Raw genomic sequence first — 18,864 nt, 5'->3', positions numbered from 1 at the left:
TCAGACCTCCCGCGCAATGATGTCGGCCAGGCGAATGCTCAACGCCACCCCGGTCAACGTCGGGTTAATAGTGCCTGAAGCCGGTATCACCCCGGTGGTGGCCAAAAACAGGTTGGGATGATCGAACGTGCGGCATTCATGATTGACCACCGAATCTTTGGCATCGCTGCCCATGATCACGGTGCCCATCAAATGGTCGCGGTTCTGCCAGCCGGTGTTGTCCTCCACCACCGTGCCGCCCATGATTTTCACGAAGTCGGCGTAGTCGGCGTCCACGCCAGGCTTGGCCGCTTTAACGTAGTCATCCACTTCGTAGTTGACCACCATCATCGGAATGCCCAGGGCATCGGTGCGGGTGGTGCTCGGGCGAATGGTATTGGTCGCCAGCGGTAATGTTTCGTACACCGTCGACACATCGACCCAGCGCGCCGCATCGTGGCGAATACGCTCGTCCAGCTCCTTGCCGAAAACGCCCTGCTCGATCAAACGCTGGGCCACCGCCATGTTCGGTACATTGTTGGCAAAAGCATGTTTAACCGACGCCCGTTCCTTGCGAAATTCACCGTCGCGACGGTTGAAAATCCCGCCTTGCTGCACTGCCCCTCGGCCCGGCCATACCGGTTCATCGGCCAAAAACTGCAGACCTTGCCCAGTGTGGTCCATCAGGTTGCGACCCACTTGGTCGGAGGAGTTGGCCACGTCCGAGATCAACAACAGCTTGGGGGTTTCCAGGCCATTGGCAGCCACCACAAAGTACTTGGCGGTCAGGCGTACATCGTCGCCTTTGGAACTGCGGTAATGCACGGCCACAATCTTGCCGCCTTCGCCCTTTTCCAACTTGTAGGCAGTGGCATCGGTCAACAGCTTCGCGCCCGCCTGTTGCGCGTGTTTGGCATGCACATCGCCGCTGTACATCGCGCCAATCGGACACACCGGCATGCAGTTGTTATTGCCGCTGCACGCCGGGCGACCGTCATAAGGCGTGGTGGCGCGGCCATTGGGTTCATGCAAAAACACATAACCTGCAGGCGCCAGACGCGCACGCAGGCGCTGGAACAAATAGGTATCGCCTTCAGGCGGCATCGGATACGGCGTCGAGCGTGGCGGGAATGCCTCACCGTCGTGCCCGCTTTGATCCTGGGTATCGCTGCCACATACGCCCAGCGCCACTTCGGCCCGTGCGTAATAAGGTTCCAGTTCGCTGTACTCCATCGGCCAATCGCGGCCTACCCCGTACAGGGTTTTAAGCTTCATGTCGTTTGGCAGATAGCGCCAGCAGGCCGCCGCCCAATGCCAGGTAGTACCACCCACCAGCTTTAACATGCCCGGACGAAATTCAAACGAACCGGTGTTCTCAATGTACTGCTCATCGTAGGAATTACGCGCCCACGGCTCATTCGGATACGGCGAGTTGTAGTTACTTTTATTCGACGAATTGCGAAAGTTTTCGACGATCTTCCAACGGGGAATATGCTCACCCGCTTCCAGAATAATCACCGACTTGCCGTGCTTGGCGAGTTCAAACGCTGCGTTGCTGCCCAAGGCTCCGGACCCAACAACAATGACATCAGCATCAAAGACCTGATTCATGGGTACCCCTTGTATTAATCATTAGCGACGGTGGACGGCGGGTTAACCCAATAGTTGGTGTGCCCCCGCGAATACGTTGGAATAACCGTGGCATCCAGGGTCGGCGTATACGCCAACGCACCGGTGAAGGTGACCAACTTGGTATCGTCCACGGCGCGCATGCTGACCGGCGTGCCGGTGTAACCCAAGTACCAGGCGCGGACAATTTTTTGTACCGTGTCCTTGTGCGCCGGGGTCTGATAAACCGGGCTGGCACTCAGCTGGCCCACGCGGCTCAAACCTTGTTGCGCAATGCTGCCCCACAGCGCTTTCATCTTGTCGGGGAACAATGGATCAGCCTCGGTACAACGGGCCAGAACCCGCAGCGTCAGGCTCGGGTCCAGCGCCTCGCGCTCGGTGAGAAACAGCGACAGTTGGTGCAGTTGTTCGACATCGTTACTGGCGGCATTGTGGACTTGCTGCGCCAGTGCCGAGCCTACCCAAGTAGAGGAAAGAAGGCCGGCACCGGTAATAGCAGCGCCTGAAAACAGTAACTTTCTGCGAGATATCACATAGATCTCCTTGATTGCCAAAAATAAAGGCGTAGTGCCTAGACCTTCGGAAAATCAGGTTGTTACAAAGAATGTATGAAACATCCTACAGAGATTATCTATGTGCCTGCATGAATAACGGCCTGGAACAACTTTTTTAGAACTTTCCTGGCCGAAGTTACAAACAAGAAGTATTCACAACCCGTAAAGACGTCGATGCCTGAACAGCAATCAAGTCTCTACAGGGGCGCGAAATGACCTTTAAAAAACACTCCGATAAATCGCCTCCACGTCTTGTTCATTCATATCCCGCGGGTTGCTGTCGATCAGGCGACGAATGCCCACCACCACTTCGCTCGCCATCACCTGCAGTGAGTCTTCATCGACATTCAAATTGGACAGGCGCTGCTCCAGGCCGCTGTTCTTGACCAGACCTTCAATCGCCTGGACAAACGCTTCGGCGGCGCTCGCCTCATCTACAAAATGTTCACCCGGCAGCAGATACGCCGCCAGCTCCGCGTATTGGCGTTGAGCGTTGGCCAGATTGAAACGGATCACCGGGGCCATGACCAGAGCATTTGCATGGCCGTGAGGTATATGAAAGCGGGCGCCCAGTGGATAGGCCAGTGCATGGATCGCCGCCACCGATGCATTGACGAACGCCATACCGGCCATCAACGAGCCTTGCAGCATGGCGCTGCGGGCTGGCAGATCCTGGCCGTTGGCCAACACCTTGGGCAGGTTAGCCCCGAGTAACGCCAGGGCCGCCGTGGCCAGACCATCAGAAATCGGGTTTTTGCGCGTCCGGCTGGTATAGGCCTCGATGGCGTGAACCATGGCGTCCAGCCCGGTGGCCGCTGTGACTTTCGCGGGCAGGCCGAGGGTCAGTAGCGGGTCGAGCAGCGCCACGTCCGGCAGCAATTGAGGCGAATAAACCGCCTGCTTGCGCTGCTGCGCATCGGTAATCACCGAGACCCAGGTCACTTCCGAACCGGTGCCCGAGGTGGTGGGCATCAACACCAGCGGTGTGCGCTTACCCTGGGCTTTATCGGTGCCGTACAGTTGTTCCAGCGATTGCTCGCTGTTGATCAGCAATGCCACCAGTTTGGCTGCATCCAGTGAGCTGCCGCCGCCCAACCCCAGTACGCCATCAACCTTGAACTCTTGCGCCTGCTTGACCGCCAGTTCAACCACCGCCGAGGACGGGTCGGGCGCCACCTGATCAAACACAGACACTGCGCAACCCGCAGCTTCCAGCACCTCCTGCGCCCTACCGGCAAAGCCCAGGCTGACAATCCCCGGATCGCATACCAGCATCACGCGCTGTGCACCCAGGCCTCTAAATACGTAGCCAACTTCCTGTAGTGCACCAGCCTCACAGACAATGCGTGGCACACTTCTGAATTCATGGTTCATGACTAACTCCTGTAGTGAGGCTGGCTTACAGCACCGAGGCGTAGATGCCGTAGATGTCGTCGCGGTTTAGCGGGCGCGGGTTGTTGATCAACAGGCGCTCGACTTTCAGCGCGTCATCGGTCAACCGGTCGAGGTCCTCGGAGGTGACGCCCACTTCGTGCAGACGTTGGGCAAATGGCATGCGGGCCACCAGCCGGGTCATAAACTCGATAAAGCCGTCGCAGGCATCGCTGGCGCTGGCAAATCGCTGCCCCGGCAATACCGCCCCGGCCAGTTGTGCATACAGCGGTTCAGCCGCCGAGCGGTTGAAGTTGAGCACGGGCACCAGCACCAAGGCATTGCTCAAACCGTGGGGCACATGGAACTGCCCGCCCAGTGGATACGCCAGCGCATGCACCGCCGCCACCGGTGCATTGGCGAATGCCATGCCGGCCAGCATCGAGCCCAGCAGCATGTCCGAGCGCGCCTGCAAATCAGCCGGCTCGGCCAGCACGCGGTCCATGTTGGCAGCCAGCAACGTCAGGGCCTGCACCGCCAAACCATCGGACAACACGTTCTTTTTGTGCGCGCTGGTGTACGCCTCAATGGCATGCACCATGGCATCGACTCCAGTCATGGCACTGACCGCAGCCGGCAGGCCGACCGTCAGCCGCGCATCGAGCAAGGCAATGTCGGGGTACAGCAAGGGGCTGACCACGCCCTTTTTCTCATGGCTGGGAGTGGTGACAATCGCCACCGCCGTGACTTCCGAGCCAGTGCCCGCGGTCGTCGGCACCTGAATCAGCGGCAGGCGCGGCCCCTTGGCCAGGCCGATGCCGTAAATATCCTCCAACTGCTGCTCCTGACCGCAGAGCAGGGCCACCAGCTTGGCGGTGTCGAGTGAACTGCCGCCGCCCAGGCCGATCACCGCCTGGGCGCGACACTGACGCGCCACATCGACCGCATCCTGCACCGATGCGGCAGGCGGATCGGCCTGCACATCGCTGTACAGCGTGACCTGCAGGCCGCTGTCGCGCATGGCCTGCAGCGGTGCATCCAGCAGCCCCGCGCGCAGCAACCCTGGGTCGCTGATCAGCAATACACGCTCGGCCTTCAGCTCACGGCACAGGGCGCCAAGACGCAGCGCACCGTCGATTTCGCAGATCACCCGCGGTGTGGTTTCAAAGGTGAATTTTGACATTGTGGTCCCTACCCTACGGTCACACTGCCGCGCTCGATGCGAAACAACGCATCGACCAGATCGGCAGAATGAGTGTCATCAGATTCAGAAATCAGCACGCACAGACCTTCCTGGCCCAGCTTGGCGATCACCTCGCTCAAGCGCCGGGACAGCACCGGCGCCACGCCCTCGAAAGGCTCATCGAGCAGCAGCAACTTGTTGCCCGGCATCAATGCCCGCGCCAGAGCCACCAGCTTTTGTTGCCCGCCAGACAGTTGCATGGCCTTGCGGTCACGGAACTGGGCGATTTCCGGGATCAGGCTGTAGACCCATTCCAGGCGGCGCTTGCTGTCAGCCAACTTGTTGGCCCAGACCGGCAGCAGGATGTTTTCTTCCACGTTCAGCGACGGAATCAGCCGCCGGTCTTCGGGCAGGTAGCTGATACCGGCCCCGGCCCGGGTAAAGCCCGCCTGGCTGCGCAGGTCCTGACCGGCAAAGGTGATCGAACCGGAATCGGCGTCAAGCAGGCCCATGATGGCGCGGATCAGCGTGGTTTTACCGGCACCGTTGTGGCCGATCAGGCCCACCATCTGCCCGCTGCCTACGTGCAGGGAAACGTCATGCAGGATCGGTACGCCTTCGATCGAAACATGCAAATTGCGAATATCCAGACTCATTGCGCTGCCCTCTTGTGAGCGTGCGGGCCACCGGTCACGAATTCCTGCACCCGTGCATTGGCCAGGACCGCTTCGGGGGCACCGTCTGCCAGTACTTCACCGCTGTAGAAGGCCAGAATTCGCGATACATAACGACGCACCACGTCCATATCATGCTCAACGAACAGCACCGTGACCTGATGCTGGGCGACCACCCGCATCACCGTGTCCATCAGCGCAGTTTTCTCTTCTGCGCTGACCCCGCTGGTGGGTTCGTCGAGCAGCAACATTTGCGGATCACCGATCAGCGCCATGGCGATGTCGATCAGTTTACGTACGCCTTGCGGCACGGCCGTGACCTGGGTATCGCGCCAGCGGCTGATATCGAATTCAGCGAGGATCGCATCCGCCTGAGCGATGCGCGACGCGTTGCGCATCGGTGCCAGCAGCGAAGGAAACGGGCTTTGCGCAGCAGACACGGCTATTAACAGGTTCTCCAGCACACTCAACTGCGGGAACAGCTGCGCCACCTGGAACGAACGGGCCATGCCCGCGCGGGTGATTGCCCTAGGGGTGCGGCCGAGGATCGACTGGCCGTTGAACAGGATCTCGCCGCTGCTGGGTTTCAGGTAGCCGGTGACCATATTGATAAAGGTGGTTTTACCCGCGCCGTTTGAGCCGATTACGCCGACCACTTCGCCTTTATGGATGCGTACGTTCACATCCTTGGCGGCGGTGACCGCGCCAAACGATTTGCACAGGCCCTTGGTTTCCAGAATGCAATTCATGCTTTGGCCCTCCGTGCCTGACCAGTGAACAGACTCCACAGGCCTTTAGGCAGAAATACGATGATCGCCAACAAGGTGAAGCCCAGAATCATCTGCCAGCTGTGCGGCACCAGCTCGATGGCGTAGGTACGCACTACCGCAAACAGGATGGCGGCAATAAACGGCGCCGCCACATGGGCAGTACCACCCAACAGGGCGATAAACACGAATTCACCGGAGGTGATCCAGTAAGCCATTTCCGGGTCGATATGCCCGGCCGACAGGGCCATGAAACCACCGCCCAATGCCGACACGGCGGCGGCCGCGACATAGTTCATGTACAGCACCCAACGCGGTGACTGCCCCAGGTATTCGACGCGCACTTCGTTTTCACGAATGGCTTCGCACATCATCCCCGCGCTGCTGCGGCTGTAGCGATGCAGCAACACCGCCAGCAGTGCCGAGCAGGCCACGATGATGACAAACAGCGCCAACGGCGCCTGCCCTGAAGCCGGAGTCCAGCCGAACAGAGTCCAGGCCTTGACGTTGAATCCGTCGGTACTGCCCAGGGCCGAACTTTTGACCAGTACGCCGTAGAGGATCATCGAGAAGGCCAACGACAGCATGGCGAAGAAAATCTCGCGGTAGCGAGTCATCAACAGCCCCAGCAGCATCGCCAGCAGCACCGCAGCACCCACCCCGATCAGCAGCAATACAGCAAGATCGGTAATGTCCAGAAAGTGCCCGCTCATGCCGACCGCATAACCGCCCACGCAGAAGAACAGGCCCTGGCCAAAGGTCACCAGACCGGCGCGCATCTGCATCACCACGCCCTGTACCACCATGGCCTTGGCCAGGGCCATCGTCAGCAGGAACACCAGCCATTGCGGCGCAATAAAGCCACCGGCGGCCAGCAGCACGGCGACGCCGAGCAGAATCAATTCGGTTTTACTCAGGCGCATATCAAATTTTCCTCGCCAGCACGCGGCCGAACAGCCCTTGGGGACGCACTGCAAGTACCAGCGCCATCACCCCGTAAATCACAAACAGCTCGAACTCCGGTGCGTAATGCACCGCCGCCGCGCGGCTCAACCCCACCAGCAATGCGCCCACAGCAGCGCCTTCGATGCTGCCCATGCCACCGATCACCACCACGGCAAACGCCAGCACGATGATTTCCACGCCCATGCCCGGCACCACCGAAATGGCCGGGGCGGTCAAGGCGCCCGCCAGCGTGCCGAGCATGGTGCCCAGCACAAACACCAGGGTGAACATGCGCCGTACATTGACACCCATGGCCATGGCCACTTCGCGGTCATGAATCACGGCGCGCAGCACCTTGCCCTGGTGTGTGCGCTCCAGCCACAACCACAGGCCCAGGCCCAGCACGGCGGAAACGCCGACCAGCATCAGGTCGTAATTGGACACTTTGAGCCCCGCCAGGGCGCTGCGGCCCATCTCGGCGTAGGGCTGATAAGCGAAGTAAGGATTCACGCCCCAGATCATTTTCATGGTGTCTTCGAGCACCAGCAGCAGGGCGTAAGTGATGATTACCATCAGGACTTCGTCGCGCCCGTACATAAAGCGCAACAGGCCGCGCTCGATAATCAGACCGACAATCAGGCCGGCCACCAGCGCGCAGCCGAGCATCAGCAGATACCCGGCCCAGACGGGGCCAATCCCGTTATTGAAATACCAGCCCACCAGCGAGGCTGCGGTGTAGGCACCAATGGCATAGAAGCTGCCGTGGGCCATATTCAGGATGCGCATCACCCCGTAAATCACCGTCAACCCGGCTGCGACCAGAAACAGCCACGAGGCATAGATGGTGCCGTCAATCAGCACCGCGAAAAGACTCATCATAGAGGTCCTACCTTGGAATCAATCACGCAACCGTTGTTGTAGCTGCTGTCGAAGGCTGCGATCGAGCCCGCAGGGATCGCGCCTTTTCAAAAGCGAAGGTCCTTCGGCCCTTATCGCAGCCTGCGGCAGCAGCTACAGGTGTGTGGTAATCAGTTGCACTGAGCGCCAGGGAAACCGGCCTTGATCCACTCCAGCGCGGTGGTGCCGTCCGGTGGCGTTACGCACTCACCGGCAAAGGCGATGACGTTTTGCACGCTGCCTTTTTTGCTCGCCGGGTCGTAGTTGTACTCGCCGTAAGCGATGCCCTGCATGGCCTGATGCCCCTCGGCGCGGGCCATTTGCACGGTGCCGGACACCGACTCGAAGGTCGCGCCCTTGAACGCCTTGGCAATTTCCAACGGTGCCGGGATTTTGCCGGACTCGACCTTGGCGTTTTCAGCCGCGTGCTTGAGGCCGAGAATCGCCTGGGCCATTTTGCTCGCCGGGTAAGTCGGCGCGGTCTTGTAAGCCGCTACGTACTTGTCCTTGAACCAGCGGTTGAGTTCGTTATCCGGGGCAAAGGCGCCGAACGGACCACGGCCACCGATAATCATGCCGTTGGGGGCCTGGTCCTTGTAGCGGTCAATTGCCGACTCGCCGCACGTCAGGACTGCCGTGGCATCTTCCAACAGACCACGGGCGTTGGCTTGCAACACCAGCGCCTCCATGTCGCCACCCCAGAAGCTGGAGTGAATGATGTCCGGGCGCTTGACCGAAATCGCAGAGATCTCGGCACCGTACTGGCCCTGGAACACTTTGGGCATCTGCGATTCGACCACCTTGGCCTTGGGCATCAGTTGCTCCATGGAGTGGGTGAAGTCGTTCCAGCTGTCCTGGCCCCAGGCGTAGTTTTGCTGGATGCCCGCGACTTTCTGCGCATCCGGTCGCACCTTGGCCAGGTAACGCGCGGCGCCGATGTTGTCCACCGCCGCATCAAGGCTGGTGCGGAACACGTATTGCGGGGTTTTGTCTTCCTTGAACAGTTGCGAAGTGCCGCAGTCGTAGAACACGGTCATCGCGCCCAGCTCTTCAGCTACCGGCGCGATGGCCAGACAGTCGCCGGACGAGATGTAACCCACCACCGCATCGACCTTCTGGCGCTGTACCAGATTGCGGAATTCTTCGACCTGTTTCGCGGCTCCGCCCGCCTCGTCAATGATCACCACTTCGATCTCGGCGCCATTGATCCCCAACTTGTCGTAGGGCGCGGGCAACTGGCCCTTGTTCAAACCTTCGACCAGCACCTTGGCAGCATTGGCCGAAGGTTCGCCAAACGGCCCGGCGGCCGGGCCGGACAGAAAGGTCACGATGCCAATGCGGAACTTGCCGTTTTCAGCGGCCTGGACCCCAGCGCTCAAGGACAGGGCCAGCCCGGCTGCCGTGATGGCAAATGCCAAAGGGTGTTTCAACATGCTTTTCTTGGAATTGTTCATGCTTGTCTCTCAATGGATGAGTGAGCCGTCAGGGCTCGACAACGGTTTTTCGTGCGGCCAGTCGCCGCTTCAGCGTGGCGCTGTCGAGCTGTAGCTCTTGCGCCGAGTACACCGACCAGTCACCCAGCATCAGTTGGGCAGGCGGGTAAGCGGTATTGGGTAGCGGCGTGCCAATGGCCTGGCTCTGCTGGATTTGATGGGTCACCGGATCGATGCGCGACCAGGTGCCTGGCGGGTCTTCCGGCAAGGCAATTTCCAGGCCTTCCAGGGCGTGGATCAGCGCCTGGGTCTCGGTCACGCCGCCGGTCTTTTCATAGGCCTGGGCCAGCACCATGACACCGGTGTAGGCGCCCTGTGCGGCATAGGTCGGGTAGCGCCCGCTCAGCGCGTGAAAGCGCTCGACAAACGAGCGGTTGCGCTCGGTAGTCGGCCAGTTGTTGTGGTGCCGGGAAGAGAGGATCAACCCCGCGGGGGCCTTGTCCCCCAGGGCAACCAGAAAATCGAAATTGGCCCCGGTATCGAAGTTCGCCAGGCGCGAGGTTTCGAGCAGCCGGGAACCGGCAGCCTGTTTGACGAATGCGTGGAAATCGCCGCCCCAAATAGCCGACACGATGATGTCCGGTCTGGATTGTTCCAGCGCGGTGATATAGGGCGAGTAGTCTGGCTCATACAGGCGCGGCCATAGCTCGATCACGTCGTCGAATTTCACGCCCAGTTGGTTGAGGGCAGTGTGCAAATCATCACGGGACACATGACCGTATTCGTAATCAGGACCAATAAAGGCCAGGCGCTTCCAGCCGGTTTTTTTCTGCAACGCCTGCAGGTAGCGAGCACCCGCCGCCATGGAGGTCCAGGTGTCGTTGGTTACGCGAAAATAATAGGGATGGCCGTTTTCCAGGGTCATGCGCGAAGAGGCATGATCGGTGCCGATCATCAGTACTTTTTCCTGCAGGGCCAATTGGCTGACTGCCAGCGCGACCCCGGACGAGACCATGCCGCACAGCACCTGTACCCCGTCCTTGTGGATAAAGCTGCGGGCCAGACTAACGCCGTATGAGGCCTTGGACTGATCATCATCGATGATCACCCGCAAACGCGGTACGGGCTCACCGGCGAGTCGGCGGGCCTGCAATTCATTGAGGGCCACCTGGATTCCGATAATGCTGTCTTGCCCGTAGATGGCCGCACGCTCGGTCATCGGATACAGGCAACCCATGGTCAGATCGGCCTGGGCAGCAGGCACGCCCAACTCCAGTCGGCCGACCTCGGCACAAGCGAACGAACCAAGCAGCAGACCAGCCAAAGCCAGGGCGCAATGGCGCAATGAACGCATCGGGTGCATAAATTCCTTTGGGCGTTGAAAACGCCTCTTGTTGAGCAGCCAGAGGGATAGAGCAAAGGGTGTGCCAAGATATATCGCCACCCTGTAGCCGCTGCCGCAGGCTGCGATAAGGGCCGCAGGCCCTTCGCTGTCGATTAAATTCTGGGGTCGCTACGCAACCCATCGCAGCTTGCGGCAGCGGCTACAGGTTAAGGGTTTGCAGAAATGTTGAGCGCTAACCGCTCAACATGCGCGCAAGGCTGAGCGCTTAGCGCTCAATGCCCAGACGTTGCAGACGGCGTTTGAGCGCATGCCGGGAGATCCCCAGCAGTTGTGCGGCCAGGCCTTTGTGGCCCGCGGTGCGGGTCAAGGCGTCAGTGACCAGCTCACGCTCGGCGCGTTCGAGCTGATCGCCCAGCACCAGAGCTGGGTTGCCTGGCGATGCACTGTCCTGCAACTGCGCTGGCAGCATCGCGGCGCTGATGTCCTGACCTGGTAAAAGAATGGTCAAGCGCTCAACCAGATTCTTCAACTCACGCACATTGCCGGGCCAGCGATGCCGACGCAGCAGCGCAATGCTGTCGGGCAAGAACCGGATCGGACTCACGCCCTCTTCCAGCGCTTGGCGCTGGGCAAAATACTGGACCAGAAGCAGCAGATCATCTGCCCGGTCACGCAGGGCCGGTATATCTACGGTGATTACGTTCAACCGGTAAAACAAGTCTTCGCGAAACCGCCCCAGACGTACATCGTCGGCCAAATCCCGATTGGTTGCGGCCACCACCCTGACATCCGCGCTACTGGCCTGGCTGGCGCCGACGGCGCGGTAGCTGCCGTTTTCCAGAAAATGCAGCAGCTTGGCCTGCAGGCTCAGGGGCAATTCGCCAATTTCATCAAGGAACAACGTGCCGCCATTGGCCTGGCTGACCAACCCGGCACGCTTTTGATGAGCCCCGGTGTAAGCGCCCTTCTCGGAGCCAAACAGCTCAGCCTCAATCAACTGCTCGGGCAGGGCCGCGCAGTTGACCTCGATAAATGCACTGCCCGCCCGCGAGCTGTGACTATGCAGGGCTTGAGCCACGAGGGTTTTACCGGTGCCGGATTCGCCCAGCAGCAAGATTCGCGTTGCCGAACTGCGGGCAATTCGTTGTACGGCACCATGCAGGGCCGACATGACCGCGCTCTGCCCTTGCAGGCCCGCCGTCACTTCAGGCTCCACGGCATCCAGAGCCAGGGTGCTGCTGATAGTGGCCAGCAAGTCATCCAGTTCAAACGGCTTGGTCAGGTAATCGGTAGCCCCGCCCTTGACCGCCTGAACCGCCGCACGAGTGTCGCCATGAGCTGAAATCATGATCACCGGCAGCAGCGGACTGCGCTGGCGCAAGCCGTCCAGGGTGGCCATGCCATCAATGCCCGGCAGGCACAGATCCAGCAGGACAATATCGACATCGTCCAGGGCATGTTGCAGCGCCGCTTCGCCACTGCCGGCCGTGCTGATGCGCATGCCCTCCTCGCGCAACGCAAAACTGAGCGAGCGCACCAGCGCCTCTTCATCATCGACGATTAAAACGTGAACATCAGACATCTGCGACTCACTTCAATACGTTCTCTGGAGATTTCAGGCATATACAAAACCCGTAGCAGTTGCCGAAGGCTACGTTCGATTGCGAACCGATCGTAAAACCTGAACATGCGATTTACCTGACTCACCGCATAGCCTGACTTTACGACGGCTGCGCCGCCGCACGCAGCCTCGTTACTGCGGCAGCTGCTACGAATTACGCTCAACGCCTGTGTCATTGGCAGTAGCAGGGCAATCCAGTATTACCTGCGTGCCCTCCCCAAGGGTGCTGAGGATTTCCATCCGGGCACCATTGGCCTCCAGCAGTTGCTGACAAATACTCAGGCCCAACCCGGTGCCCCGGGCCTTGAGGGTAAAAAACGGCTGGCGGATATTCTGCAAGTCAGTGGCCGAAATACCACAGCCCTGGTCAGTTATAACGATACGCACCCGCCCCTGCCACTCCTCGGCATCAAGCCGGACGGTTTGCCCCTCGCTGCTGGCCTGCAAGGCGTTCAGGCACAGATTGAGCAATACCTGCTGCGCCTGATCCGGATCGATACAGATCTGTAAATCCACCGGTGCCCTGCACTGAAACTCAATATTGCGGGCCTGCATCTGCGGCGCGACCAAGTGCGCGGTCTGCTCAAACAGCTGCGCCACCGACACGTTTTGCGGCTGGGCCGGGCGCGGTCTGCCGTATTCCAGCAGGTCATTGGTGACCCGTGACAAGCGATCGATTTCCTTGACCAGATCACTCAGCAGCAAACGTCGTTGCGGTTCCTGTTCACGGCGCAACAAGGCCTGCACCGTGGTTTTCATGGTTGCCAGCGGGTTGCGCACTTCATGGGCCACCCCGGTGGCAAACGTACCAAGGACCGCGAGGTTCTCGGTGCGCACGGTTTTTTCCATCACCTGCGCCAGACGTTCGGCCATGACGTTGAACGCACGGGCAACGTGGCCGATTTCGTCGTCCCGCGGCTGTTGGGCCAGGCGATAGCTCAAGTCGCCCATCGACAGTTGATGAGCACCCTGCAACAACGTGCTGACCCGCGAGCGCAGTTGCCGCGAGAGGGTAAAAAACACCACCAGAATAAACCCGATAAATCCCGCAGCCACCCAGTACAGCCACCAGCGGGCATCGTTGAGCGGCTTGAGGATTGCACCCGGCTCAACGCTGAACACCAGTTGCCAGCCCGGCAAGATTACCGGCCCTTCGTGCCATTGGCCGGGCGCCTTGACCTGACGCCCGGTGGGGTCGACAAACGCGCCGCCGGGTACGCGCAGCAACGGCGCAACCACACCGCTCATGCCCGCACTGACCAGCAACTCGGTCAAGGACGCCAGACGCAAGTGCAGCGCGATGCGTACCCGTTGATTGGTTCGCCCGTTACGGATGCTCTTGCGGATCAAAAAGCTGCCGGAGCCTCCGGCGTGCGCCAGCAGCGGGCCAATCACTTCGACATCCCCTACCCATTGCACCGGCAGGCCCGCGATGGACCAGTGCTCGCTGCCCCAGTAAGGCTCCCCGGAAGCCGACTGGCCGGGCAGCACTTTGATCAGGCGATCCTGTTCATCGAAAAACAGCACGCCATAAATAAAGGGTAAATCGCCCTCGATCTTGAGCAGCGAATCCACATCACTGATCACGCGCGACGGATCGACAATGAAATCCGGCATGTTGGGATGATTGGACAGCGCCGAGAGCTGGTAAAAACGGTCATCCAGAAACGACGACAAGCGGTTTGCCGTCGACAGCGCCTGGGCGTCAAGGCGTTCGCCGGTCAGGCGATTGAGCAGGTCCTTGGCCAATTGCTCGTAAAGAACGGCCAGAGTGACCAGCGCAATGCTCATCACGAACACCGAGAGCAAGGTATACCGTGCCACCAGGCTTCGGTGCGGCCGGGCAAGCCAGTGGAGCAGCGCATGGAGGGAGGCATTAAGGGTCATGGTGTTCTGATTGTTTTTTTAATCGCACCAGCATAGGGATCGACCCGCAGGGCTGTCCATGACTAACAGACCTTTGAGTTGCGATCGTGCCACGCCCTCGATTAATATACGTTTCATATATACTTCATATTGAGCATTCAGATGGGCATCGTAAAAATATCGGACGCCACCCACGAAAACCTGCGGGTCGCCAGCAACGCACTCAACCGTTCAATCAACGCACAAGCAGAGCACTGGATGCGCATCGGCATGCTGACCGAGCTGCACCCCGATCTGGACCACAACCAGATCTGCCGCTTGCTGATCCGCGCCGAACAGCAAGGCGGCCTCGATTTGAAGCAACTGTGCGAGCTGGCTGATGCCACTGCGGGAGCGGCACAATGAGAACCAGCGTCGTGATCAACAGCCCGGCACAAATCGCCCAGTCCAAGGTCGCGGGCAAACTGGCAGCCGAAGTGCTGGCCATGATCGGTGAGCACGTCAAGGCTGGCGTCAGCACCGACCAGCTCGATCAGATCTGCCACGACTACATCGTCAATGTGCAGAAGGCCATACCCGGCAATGTCGGCTATCACGGCTTCCCGAAAACCGTGTGCGCCTCGGTCAATGAGGTGGTTTGCCACGGCATTCCGTCAAACCGGGTGCTGCAGGACGGCGATATCGTCAATATCGATATCGCGGTGGTCAAGGATGGCTGGTTCGGCGACACCAGCCGCATGTACTTCGTCGGCGAACCTAGCCCCGAGGCACGCCATCTGGTGAAAACCACCTACGATGCCATGTGCGCAGGCATCCGCATGGTGCGCCCTGGCGCGACCCTCGGTGATATCGGCCATGCCATCCAGACCCTTGCCGAGACAGAAGGCTACAGCGTGGTGCGTGAGTATTGCGGCCACGGGATCGGCAAGGTTTATCACGATGAGCCGCAGGTACTGCACTACGGTTATCCGGGCCAGGGCATGAAGCTCAAGACCGGCATGATTTTCACCATCGAGCCCATGCTCAACGCTGGCAAACGCCATGTGAAAACCCTCCCCGATAACTGGACCGTGGTCACCAAGGACAACTCGCTTTCAGCCCAGTGGGAACACATGGTCGCCGTGACCGACGATGGTTTCGAAGTGTTGAGCCCGTGGCCTGACACGATGGCCGATTACCCCGCCATCGTTTGACGAGCTACCGGGGGGAGCCTGACTCCCCCTACAGCCCGCCTTGCCCCTGATCCAGCCGCTCGCGCAAGAATTCGATCAATGCCTGCACCGGTAGCGAACGCTGGCGATGCTGCGGATACACCGCCGATAACGCCAACGGCGCGCAGCGGTAATCGTCCAGCACGCGTACCAGTTGCCCGCTCTCCAGAGCCGAGCCAACGATAAAGGTCGGCAGGTAGGTAATGCCCAGCCCTGCAATAGCTGCGTCCCTGAGCAACTCACCATTATTGACCCGCATGCGCCCGCTGACGTTGATGGTCAGGGGCTTGCCCTGCCCTTCGAAACGCCACTGCACCTGACGGCCGTGGCCGTAGGGCAGGCAATCATGCTCGTGCAGATCCTGGGGTTTGAGCGGTGTGCCGCGCTCGGCCAGGTAGGCCGGGCTGGCACAGTAAACACGCTCGATGCTGGCGATACGACGGGCAATTAGAGTCGAGTCCTCAAGCACGCCGATGCGCAAGGCCAGGTCATAGCCTTCGCTGAGCAAGTCCACCGGCCGGTCGCTGAGGTCCACTTCTACGGTCACGCCGCTGTAGCGCTGTAAAAACAACGGCAGCAGGCAGCCCAGATGCGCCATGGCAAAGGACAGCGGTGCGCTGACCCGCAAGGTGCCGCGTGGCTCGCTGGTCTGGCCAGCGATACCCTGCTCCATATGCTCGACATCGTTGAGCAAGCGCATGGCCGACTCGTAATAACTTTGCCCCAGGGGCGTGACGTCCAGTCGCCGAGTGGAGCGGTTGAGCAGACGCACGCCCAATCGCGCCTCCAGTTGTATCAATCGCCGACTCACGAATTGCTTGGACAGACCCAATTGGTCGGCCGCCGCAGTGAAGCTGCCGGAGTCCATGACCTGGCAAAATATACGCATATCTTCGAACGGGTTCATTGTCACGACCTGGTGGACAGTTAAACACTTTATAACGGCTTTTCCCCTTTTCAACACCCGTCTATGCTCTGTTCGCTGCAGGTGTATCCGTGGGAGCGAGCCTGCTCGCGAAGCGCTTCACTTTTAGAGCCTTCGCGAGCAGGCTCGCCCCCACGAATTCCCCTCTCTCATTTCGGAGTTTACCCATGCCCTTTCTCCTCGATCACCCCCTGTCCTGGGGTGCTGTACTGCTGGTGATCGACGCCGCGCTCTGGCATCTGGCGCCATTCAAGCAGCGTGTGACTCGGGTATGCGTGCGACTGGCACTGTTTGCGATGTTCAGCACAATCATCATCAACGCCGGAGTCAGCCCGTTGCAGGCGCCGCTGTTTACCGATGACCGCGTGGAGCAATTAGGGGCTACGGCGCTGGGAATTATGTGGTGGCTGTACGCGGCGCGGGTGCTTACGGAGGTGCTCGGCCTGGTGCTGATGCGCCGCATCGGTCACAGCGGCCGCCTGCTGCAGGATGTGATCGGCGCACTGGTGTTCCTGGCGGCTATCGTCGCCGCAGCCGGTTACGTTCTGGAGTTGCCGGTGAAAGGCTTGCTGGCGACGTCCGGGGTGGTAGCGATTGTGGTTGGCCTGGCATTGCAGAGCACCTTGAGCGACGTGTTTTCCGGCATCGTGCTCAACACCACCAAGCCGTATCAGGTGGATGACTGGGTGGTGATCGACGGTGTCGAAGGCAAGGTGCTGGATATCGACTGGCGCGCCACCCATTTGTTGACCAGCGCGGGCAGCACGGCGGTAGTGCCCAACTCCGTGGCGGCCAAGGCCAAGATCGTCAACCTGAGCCGGCCCACGAATCTGCACGGCGTGTCGATCAGCATTCAGGTGCCCAACCATGTTCGCCCGCGCCGGGTGCTCGATGCGTTGGAGCGCACGCTGCAGGGCAGCAGCAGTCTGCTGCTCAACCCTGCTCCCAAAGCGGTGCTCAAGGAGGCAGGTGAGATCATGTCCGAATACGTGGCCAGCGGGTTTATTGCCGAGCTGGCTAAAAAAAGCGAAGTCCGCAACCAACTGTTTGACCTGGCACATCGGCATCTTGAGGCGGCAGGTATTTCGCGCCAGCCTGACGCTGTGATCGAGCCCGCGGGTCGGGCACGGGCATTGCTCGACGAGGTGAAAATCTTCCGTTCGCTGAGTGCAGAAGAACGCGACCAGATCGCCCGTTCCATGGTTGCCCAGCAATACGCGGCAGGTCAGGTGGTGCTGGCTCTGGACGAGGTGCCGGACAGCCTGATGGTCATCGCCACCGGCGTGGTCAGCGTGACCGTGCCCAACGCCACGGGGCCTGTTGAAGCCGGGCGCATGGGGCCCGGAGAGATCATGGGCGAAGAAAGCATCCTCACGGACTCGCCGTCCCAGGCGACCTTTACTACCCTGACCTCAAGCATCATTTATCGGCTCGACAAGTCCGTGACCCGCGAATGCATGGGGCAACAGGCTGAGGTAGGACGGGCGTTGAATACGTTGCAGGCAGTACGTCAGCAGAGCAGCCGCATGGCGCTGATGGCCGCACCGGCACCGATCAGGAAAGGGGGGTTTTTGAGTTGGTTGCACAAGCGCTGAAAACATTACGGTGACATCTGTAGATACTCTGTTCCAGGTCAAGCCACTAGTGGGAGCGAGCCTGCTCGCGAATGATCTTCGCGAGCAGGCTCGCTCCCACACTTGAAGTATCTGCGCTGCCGCAGGCTGCGATGAGTTGCAAAGCGACCCCGGATTCCAAAAGAAAGCCAAGGTCCTGCGGCCCTTGTCGCAGCCTGCGGCAGCGGCTACAGAAGCAAATGTGCTGCGTTATTTTGCCGTCAATACCGAGTAGCTGTTCATCAGGTTGCGGTAGTTGGGAATGCGCGGCGACAGCAGGTTGGCCAGGCCTTCCATGTCATTGCGCCAGTCCCCCTGCAGCTCGCACGCCACCGAGAACCAGTTCATCAACTGTGCACCCGCTGCCGCCATCCGCGCCCAGGCGGCCTGTTGCACGGTTTCGTTAAAGGTGCCCGAGGCATCTGTCACCACAAACACGTCAAAACCCTCAGCCAGCGCCGACAGTGTCGGGAAGGTCACGCATACATCCGTCACCACGCCCGCAATGATCAACTGCTTGCGCCCGGTAGCCTTGACCGCCTTGACGAAATCTTCGTTGTCCCAAGCATTGATCTGACCGGGGCGCGGAATATACGGGGCGTCCGGGAACAGTTCCTTGAGCTCCGGCACCATCGGACCGTTGGGGCCGTTTTCAAAACTGGTGGTGAGGATGGTCGGCAGTTTGAAGAACTTCGCCACATCGCCCAGCGCCAGTACGTTGTTCTTGAATTCGTTCGGCGAGAAATCCTGGACCAACGAGATCAGACCGGTCTGGTGGTCAACCAGCAACACCACAGCATCATCTTTGTTCAGGCGCTTGTACGGAACATTGCTCATGTGAAACTCCTCGA

General features: G+C 60.0%; 17 protein-coding genes. 3 read left to right on the top strand and 14 right to left on the bottom strand.

Going from position 1 to position 18,864, the window contains the following annotated elements; all coding sequences use genetic code 11:
- The 12 genes from N7D90_RS07050 to N7D90_RS06995 form a co-directional block, all read right to left on the bottom strand.
- The gene (locus tag N7D90_RS07050; protein ID WP_261741491.1) at window positions 1-1,590 is read right to left on the bottom strand and encodes a GMC family oxidoreductase; all 1,590 of its coding nucleotides are present in this window, start codon (window positions 1,588-1,590) and stop codon (window positions 1-3) included.
- Window positions 1,591-1,604: 14 nt separating this feature from the next.
- Window positions 1,605-2,141, bottom strand: a complete 537-nt coding sequence (locus N7D90_RS07045; RefSeq protein ID WP_261741490.1) for a sorbitol dehydrogenase family protein — start codon at window positions 2,139-2,141, stop codon at window positions 1,605-1,607.
- Window positions 2,142-2,381: 240 nt separating this feature from the next.
- Entirely contained in the window at window positions 2,382-3,536 is a 1,155-nt protein-coding gene (locus tag N7D90_RS07040; RefSeq protein ID WP_261741489.1) for an iron-containing alcohol dehydrogenase, read from the bottom strand.
- 25 nt (window positions 3,537-3,561) lie between these two features.
- Window positions 3,562-4,716, bottom strand: a complete 1,155-nt coding sequence (locus N7D90_RS07035) for an iron-containing alcohol dehydrogenase (protein ID WP_261741488.1) — start codon at window positions 4,714-4,716, stop codon at window positions 3,562-3,564.
- Window positions 4,717-4,724: 8 nt separating this feature from the next.
- Complete coding sequence (locus N7D90_RS07030; RefSeq protein WP_261741487.1) at window positions 4,725-5,372, bottom strand: ATP-binding cassette domain-containing protein; 648 nt, start codon at window positions 5,370-5,372, stop codon at window positions 4,725-4,727.
- On the bottom strand, window positions 5,369-6,139 hold the full coding sequence (locus tag N7D90_RS07025; RefSeq protein WP_261741486.1) for an ABC transporter ATP-binding protein: 771 nt from the start codon (window positions 6,137-6,139) through the stop codon (window positions 5,369-5,371). Before N7D90_RS07025 ends, N7D90_RS07030 begins: the two co-directional genes overlap by 4 nt.
- Window positions 6,136-7,080 (bottom strand): branched-chain amino acid ABC transporter permease, encoded by a 945-nt coding sequence (locus N7D90_RS07020; RefSeq protein ID WP_261741485.1) that lies wholly within the window; start codon window positions 7,078-7,080, stop codon window positions 6,136-6,138. Before N7D90_RS07020 ends, N7D90_RS07025 begins: the two co-directional genes overlap by 4 nt.
- 1 nt (window position 7,081) lies before the next feature.
- Complete coding sequence (locus tag N7D90_RS07015; protein WP_261741484.1) at window positions 7,082-7,981, bottom strand: branched-chain amino acid ABC transporter permease; 900 nt, start codon at window positions 7,979-7,981, stop codon at window positions 7,082-7,084.
- Window positions 7,982-8,130: 149 nt separating this feature from the next.
- Window positions 8,131-9,453, bottom strand: coding sequence for an ABC transporter substrate-binding protein (locus N7D90_RS07010; protein ID WP_261741483.1), 1,323 nt, complete (start codon window positions 9,451-9,453; stop codon window positions 8,131-8,133).
- A gap of 28 nt (window positions 9,454-9,481) precedes the next feature.
- Window positions 9,482-10,786 carry an ABC transporter substrate-binding protein gene (locus tag N7D90_RS07005; protein ID WP_261741482.1) on the bottom strand — a complete coding sequence of 435 codons (1,305 nt, stop codon included), beginning with the start codon at window positions 10,784-10,786 and terminating at the stop codon, window positions 9,482-9,484.
- A gap of 256 nt (window positions 10,787-11,042) precedes the next feature.
- Entirely contained in the window at window positions 11,043-12,359 is a 1,317-nt protein-coding gene (locus tag N7D90_RS07000; protein ID WP_261741481.1) for a sigma-54-dependent transcriptional regulator, read from the bottom strand.
- Between the two features lie 186 nt (window positions 12,360-12,545).
- Window positions 12,546-14,285, bottom strand: a complete 1,740-nt coding sequence (locus N7D90_RS06995) for a sensor histidine kinase (RefSeq protein WP_261741480.1) — start codon at window positions 14,283-14,285, stop codon at window positions 12,546-12,548.
- 141 nt (window positions 14,286-14,426) lie between these two features.
- Between N7D90_RS06995 and N7D90_RS06990 the strand changes: the two genes are divergently transcribed.
- Together N7D90_RS06990 and map are read left to right on the top strand one after the other, a co-directional pair.
- On the top strand, window positions 14,427-14,669 hold the full coding sequence (locus N7D90_RS06990; protein WP_261741479.1) for a ParD-like family protein: 243 nt from the start codon (window positions 14,427-14,429) through the stop codon (window positions 14,667-14,669).
- Entirely contained in the window at window positions 14,666-15,457 is a 792-nt protein-coding gene (gene map, locus N7D90_RS06985) for a type I methionyl aminopeptidase (RefSeq protein ID WP_261741478.1), read from the top strand. The genes N7D90_RS06990 and map overlap by 4 nt, the downstream gene beginning before the upstream one ends.
- Before the next feature lie 28 nt (window positions 15,458-15,485).
- Here map and N7D90_RS06980 read toward each other — a convergent pair whose 3' ends face one another.
- Window positions 15,486-16,382: a LysR family transcriptional regulator gene (locus N7D90_RS06980; RefSeq protein ID WP_261741477.1), complete on the bottom strand. Its 897-nt coding sequence runs from the start codon at window positions 16,380-16,382 to the stop codon at window positions 15,486-15,488.
- Window positions 16,383-16,567: 185 nt separating this feature from the next.
- On the opposite strand from N7D90_RS06980, the gene N7D90_RS06975 reads away from it, so the two are divergent.
- Entirely contained in the window at window positions 16,568-17,995 is a 1,428-nt protein-coding gene (locus N7D90_RS06975; protein ID WP_261741476.1) for a mechanosensitive ion channel family protein, read from the top strand.
- 228 nt (window positions 17,996-18,223) lie between these two features.
- Here N7D90_RS06975 and ycaC read toward each other — a convergent pair whose 3' ends face one another.
- Window positions 18,224-18,850: an isochorismate family cysteine hydrolase YcaC gene (gene ycaC, locus N7D90_RS06970; RefSeq protein ID WP_261741475.1), complete on the bottom strand. Its 627-nt coding sequence runs from the start codon at window positions 18,848-18,850 to the stop codon at window positions 18,224-18,226.
- Window positions 18,851-18,864: the final 14 nt, after the last annotated feature.

Origin of the sequence: Pseudomonas fragi, from assembly GCF_025426255.1 — a bacterium.
Classification (GTDB): Bacteria; Pseudomonadota; Gammaproteobacteria; order Pseudomonadales; family Pseudomonadaceae; genus Aquipseudomonas; species Aquipseudomonas kulmbachensis.
Note: the sequence above shows the minus strand (reverse complement) of the source record. Positions and strands in the feature narration are given on the sequence as shown.

Bases quoted from the DNA above. Each gene is read 5' to 3' on its own strand.
- N7D90_RS07050 (WP_261741491.1), bottom strand. From the start codon at position 1,590: ATGAATCAGGTCTTTGATGCTGATGTCATTGTTGTTGGGTCCGGAGCC.
- N7D90_RS07040 (WP_261741489.1), bottom strand. From the start codon at position 3,536: ATGAACCATGAATTCAGAAGTGTGCCACGCATTGTCTGTGAGGCTGGT.
- N7D90_RS07035 (WP_261741488.1), bottom strand. From the start codon at position 4,716: ATGTCAAAATTCACCTTTGAAACCACACCGCGGGTGATCTGCGAAATC.
- N7D90_RS07030 (WP_261741487.1), bottom strand. From the start codon at position 5,372: ATGAGTCTGGATATTCGCAATTTGCATGTTTCGATCGAAGGCGTACCG.
- N7D90_RS07025 (WP_261741486.1), bottom strand. From the start codon at position 6,139: ATGAATTGCATTCTGGAAACCAAGGGCCTGTGCAAATCGTTTGGCGCG.
- N7D90_RS07020 (WP_261741485.1), bottom strand. From the start codon at position 7,080: ATGCGCCTGAGTAAAACCGAATTGATTCTGCTCGGCGTCGCCGTGCTG.
- N7D90_RS07015 (WP_261741484.1), bottom strand. From the start codon at position 7,981: ATGATGAGTCTTTTCGCGGTGCTGATTGACGGCACCATCTATGCCTCG.
- N7D90_RS07010 (WP_261741483.1), bottom strand. From the start codon at position 9,453: ATGAACAATTCCAAGAAAAGCATGTTGAAACACCCTTTGGCATTTGCC.
- N7D90_RS07005 (WP_261741482.1), bottom strand. From the start codon at position 10,786: ATGCGTTCATTGCGCCATTGCGCCCTGGCTTTGGCTGGTCTGCTGCTT.
- N7D90_RS07000 (WP_261741481.1), bottom strand. From the start codon at position 12,359: ATGTCTGATGTTCACGTTTTAATCGTCGATGATGAAGAGGCGCTGGTG.
- N7D90_RS06995 (WP_261741480.1), bottom strand. From the start codon at position 14,285: ATGACCCTTAATGCCTCCCTCCATGCGCTGCTCCACTGGCTTGCCCGG.
- N7D90_RS06990 (WP_261741479.1), top strand. From the start codon at position 14,427: ATGGGCATCGTAAAAATATCGGACGCCACCCACGAAAACCTGCGGGTC.
- map (WP_261741478.1), top strand. From the start codon at position 14,666: ATGAGAACCAGCGTCGTGATCAACAGCCCGGCACAAATCGCCCAGTCC.
- N7D90_RS06980 (WP_261741477.1), bottom strand. From the start codon at position 16,382: ATGAACCCGTTCGAAGATATGCGTATATTTTGCCAGGTCATGGACTCC.
- N7D90_RS06975 (WP_261741476.1), top strand. From the start codon at position 16,568: ATGCCCTTTCTCCTCGATCACCCCCTGTCCTGGGGTGCTGTACTGCTG.
- ycaC (WP_261741475.1), bottom strand. From the start codon at position 18,850: ATGAGCAATGTTCCGTACAAGCGCCTGAACAAAGATGATGCTGTGGTG.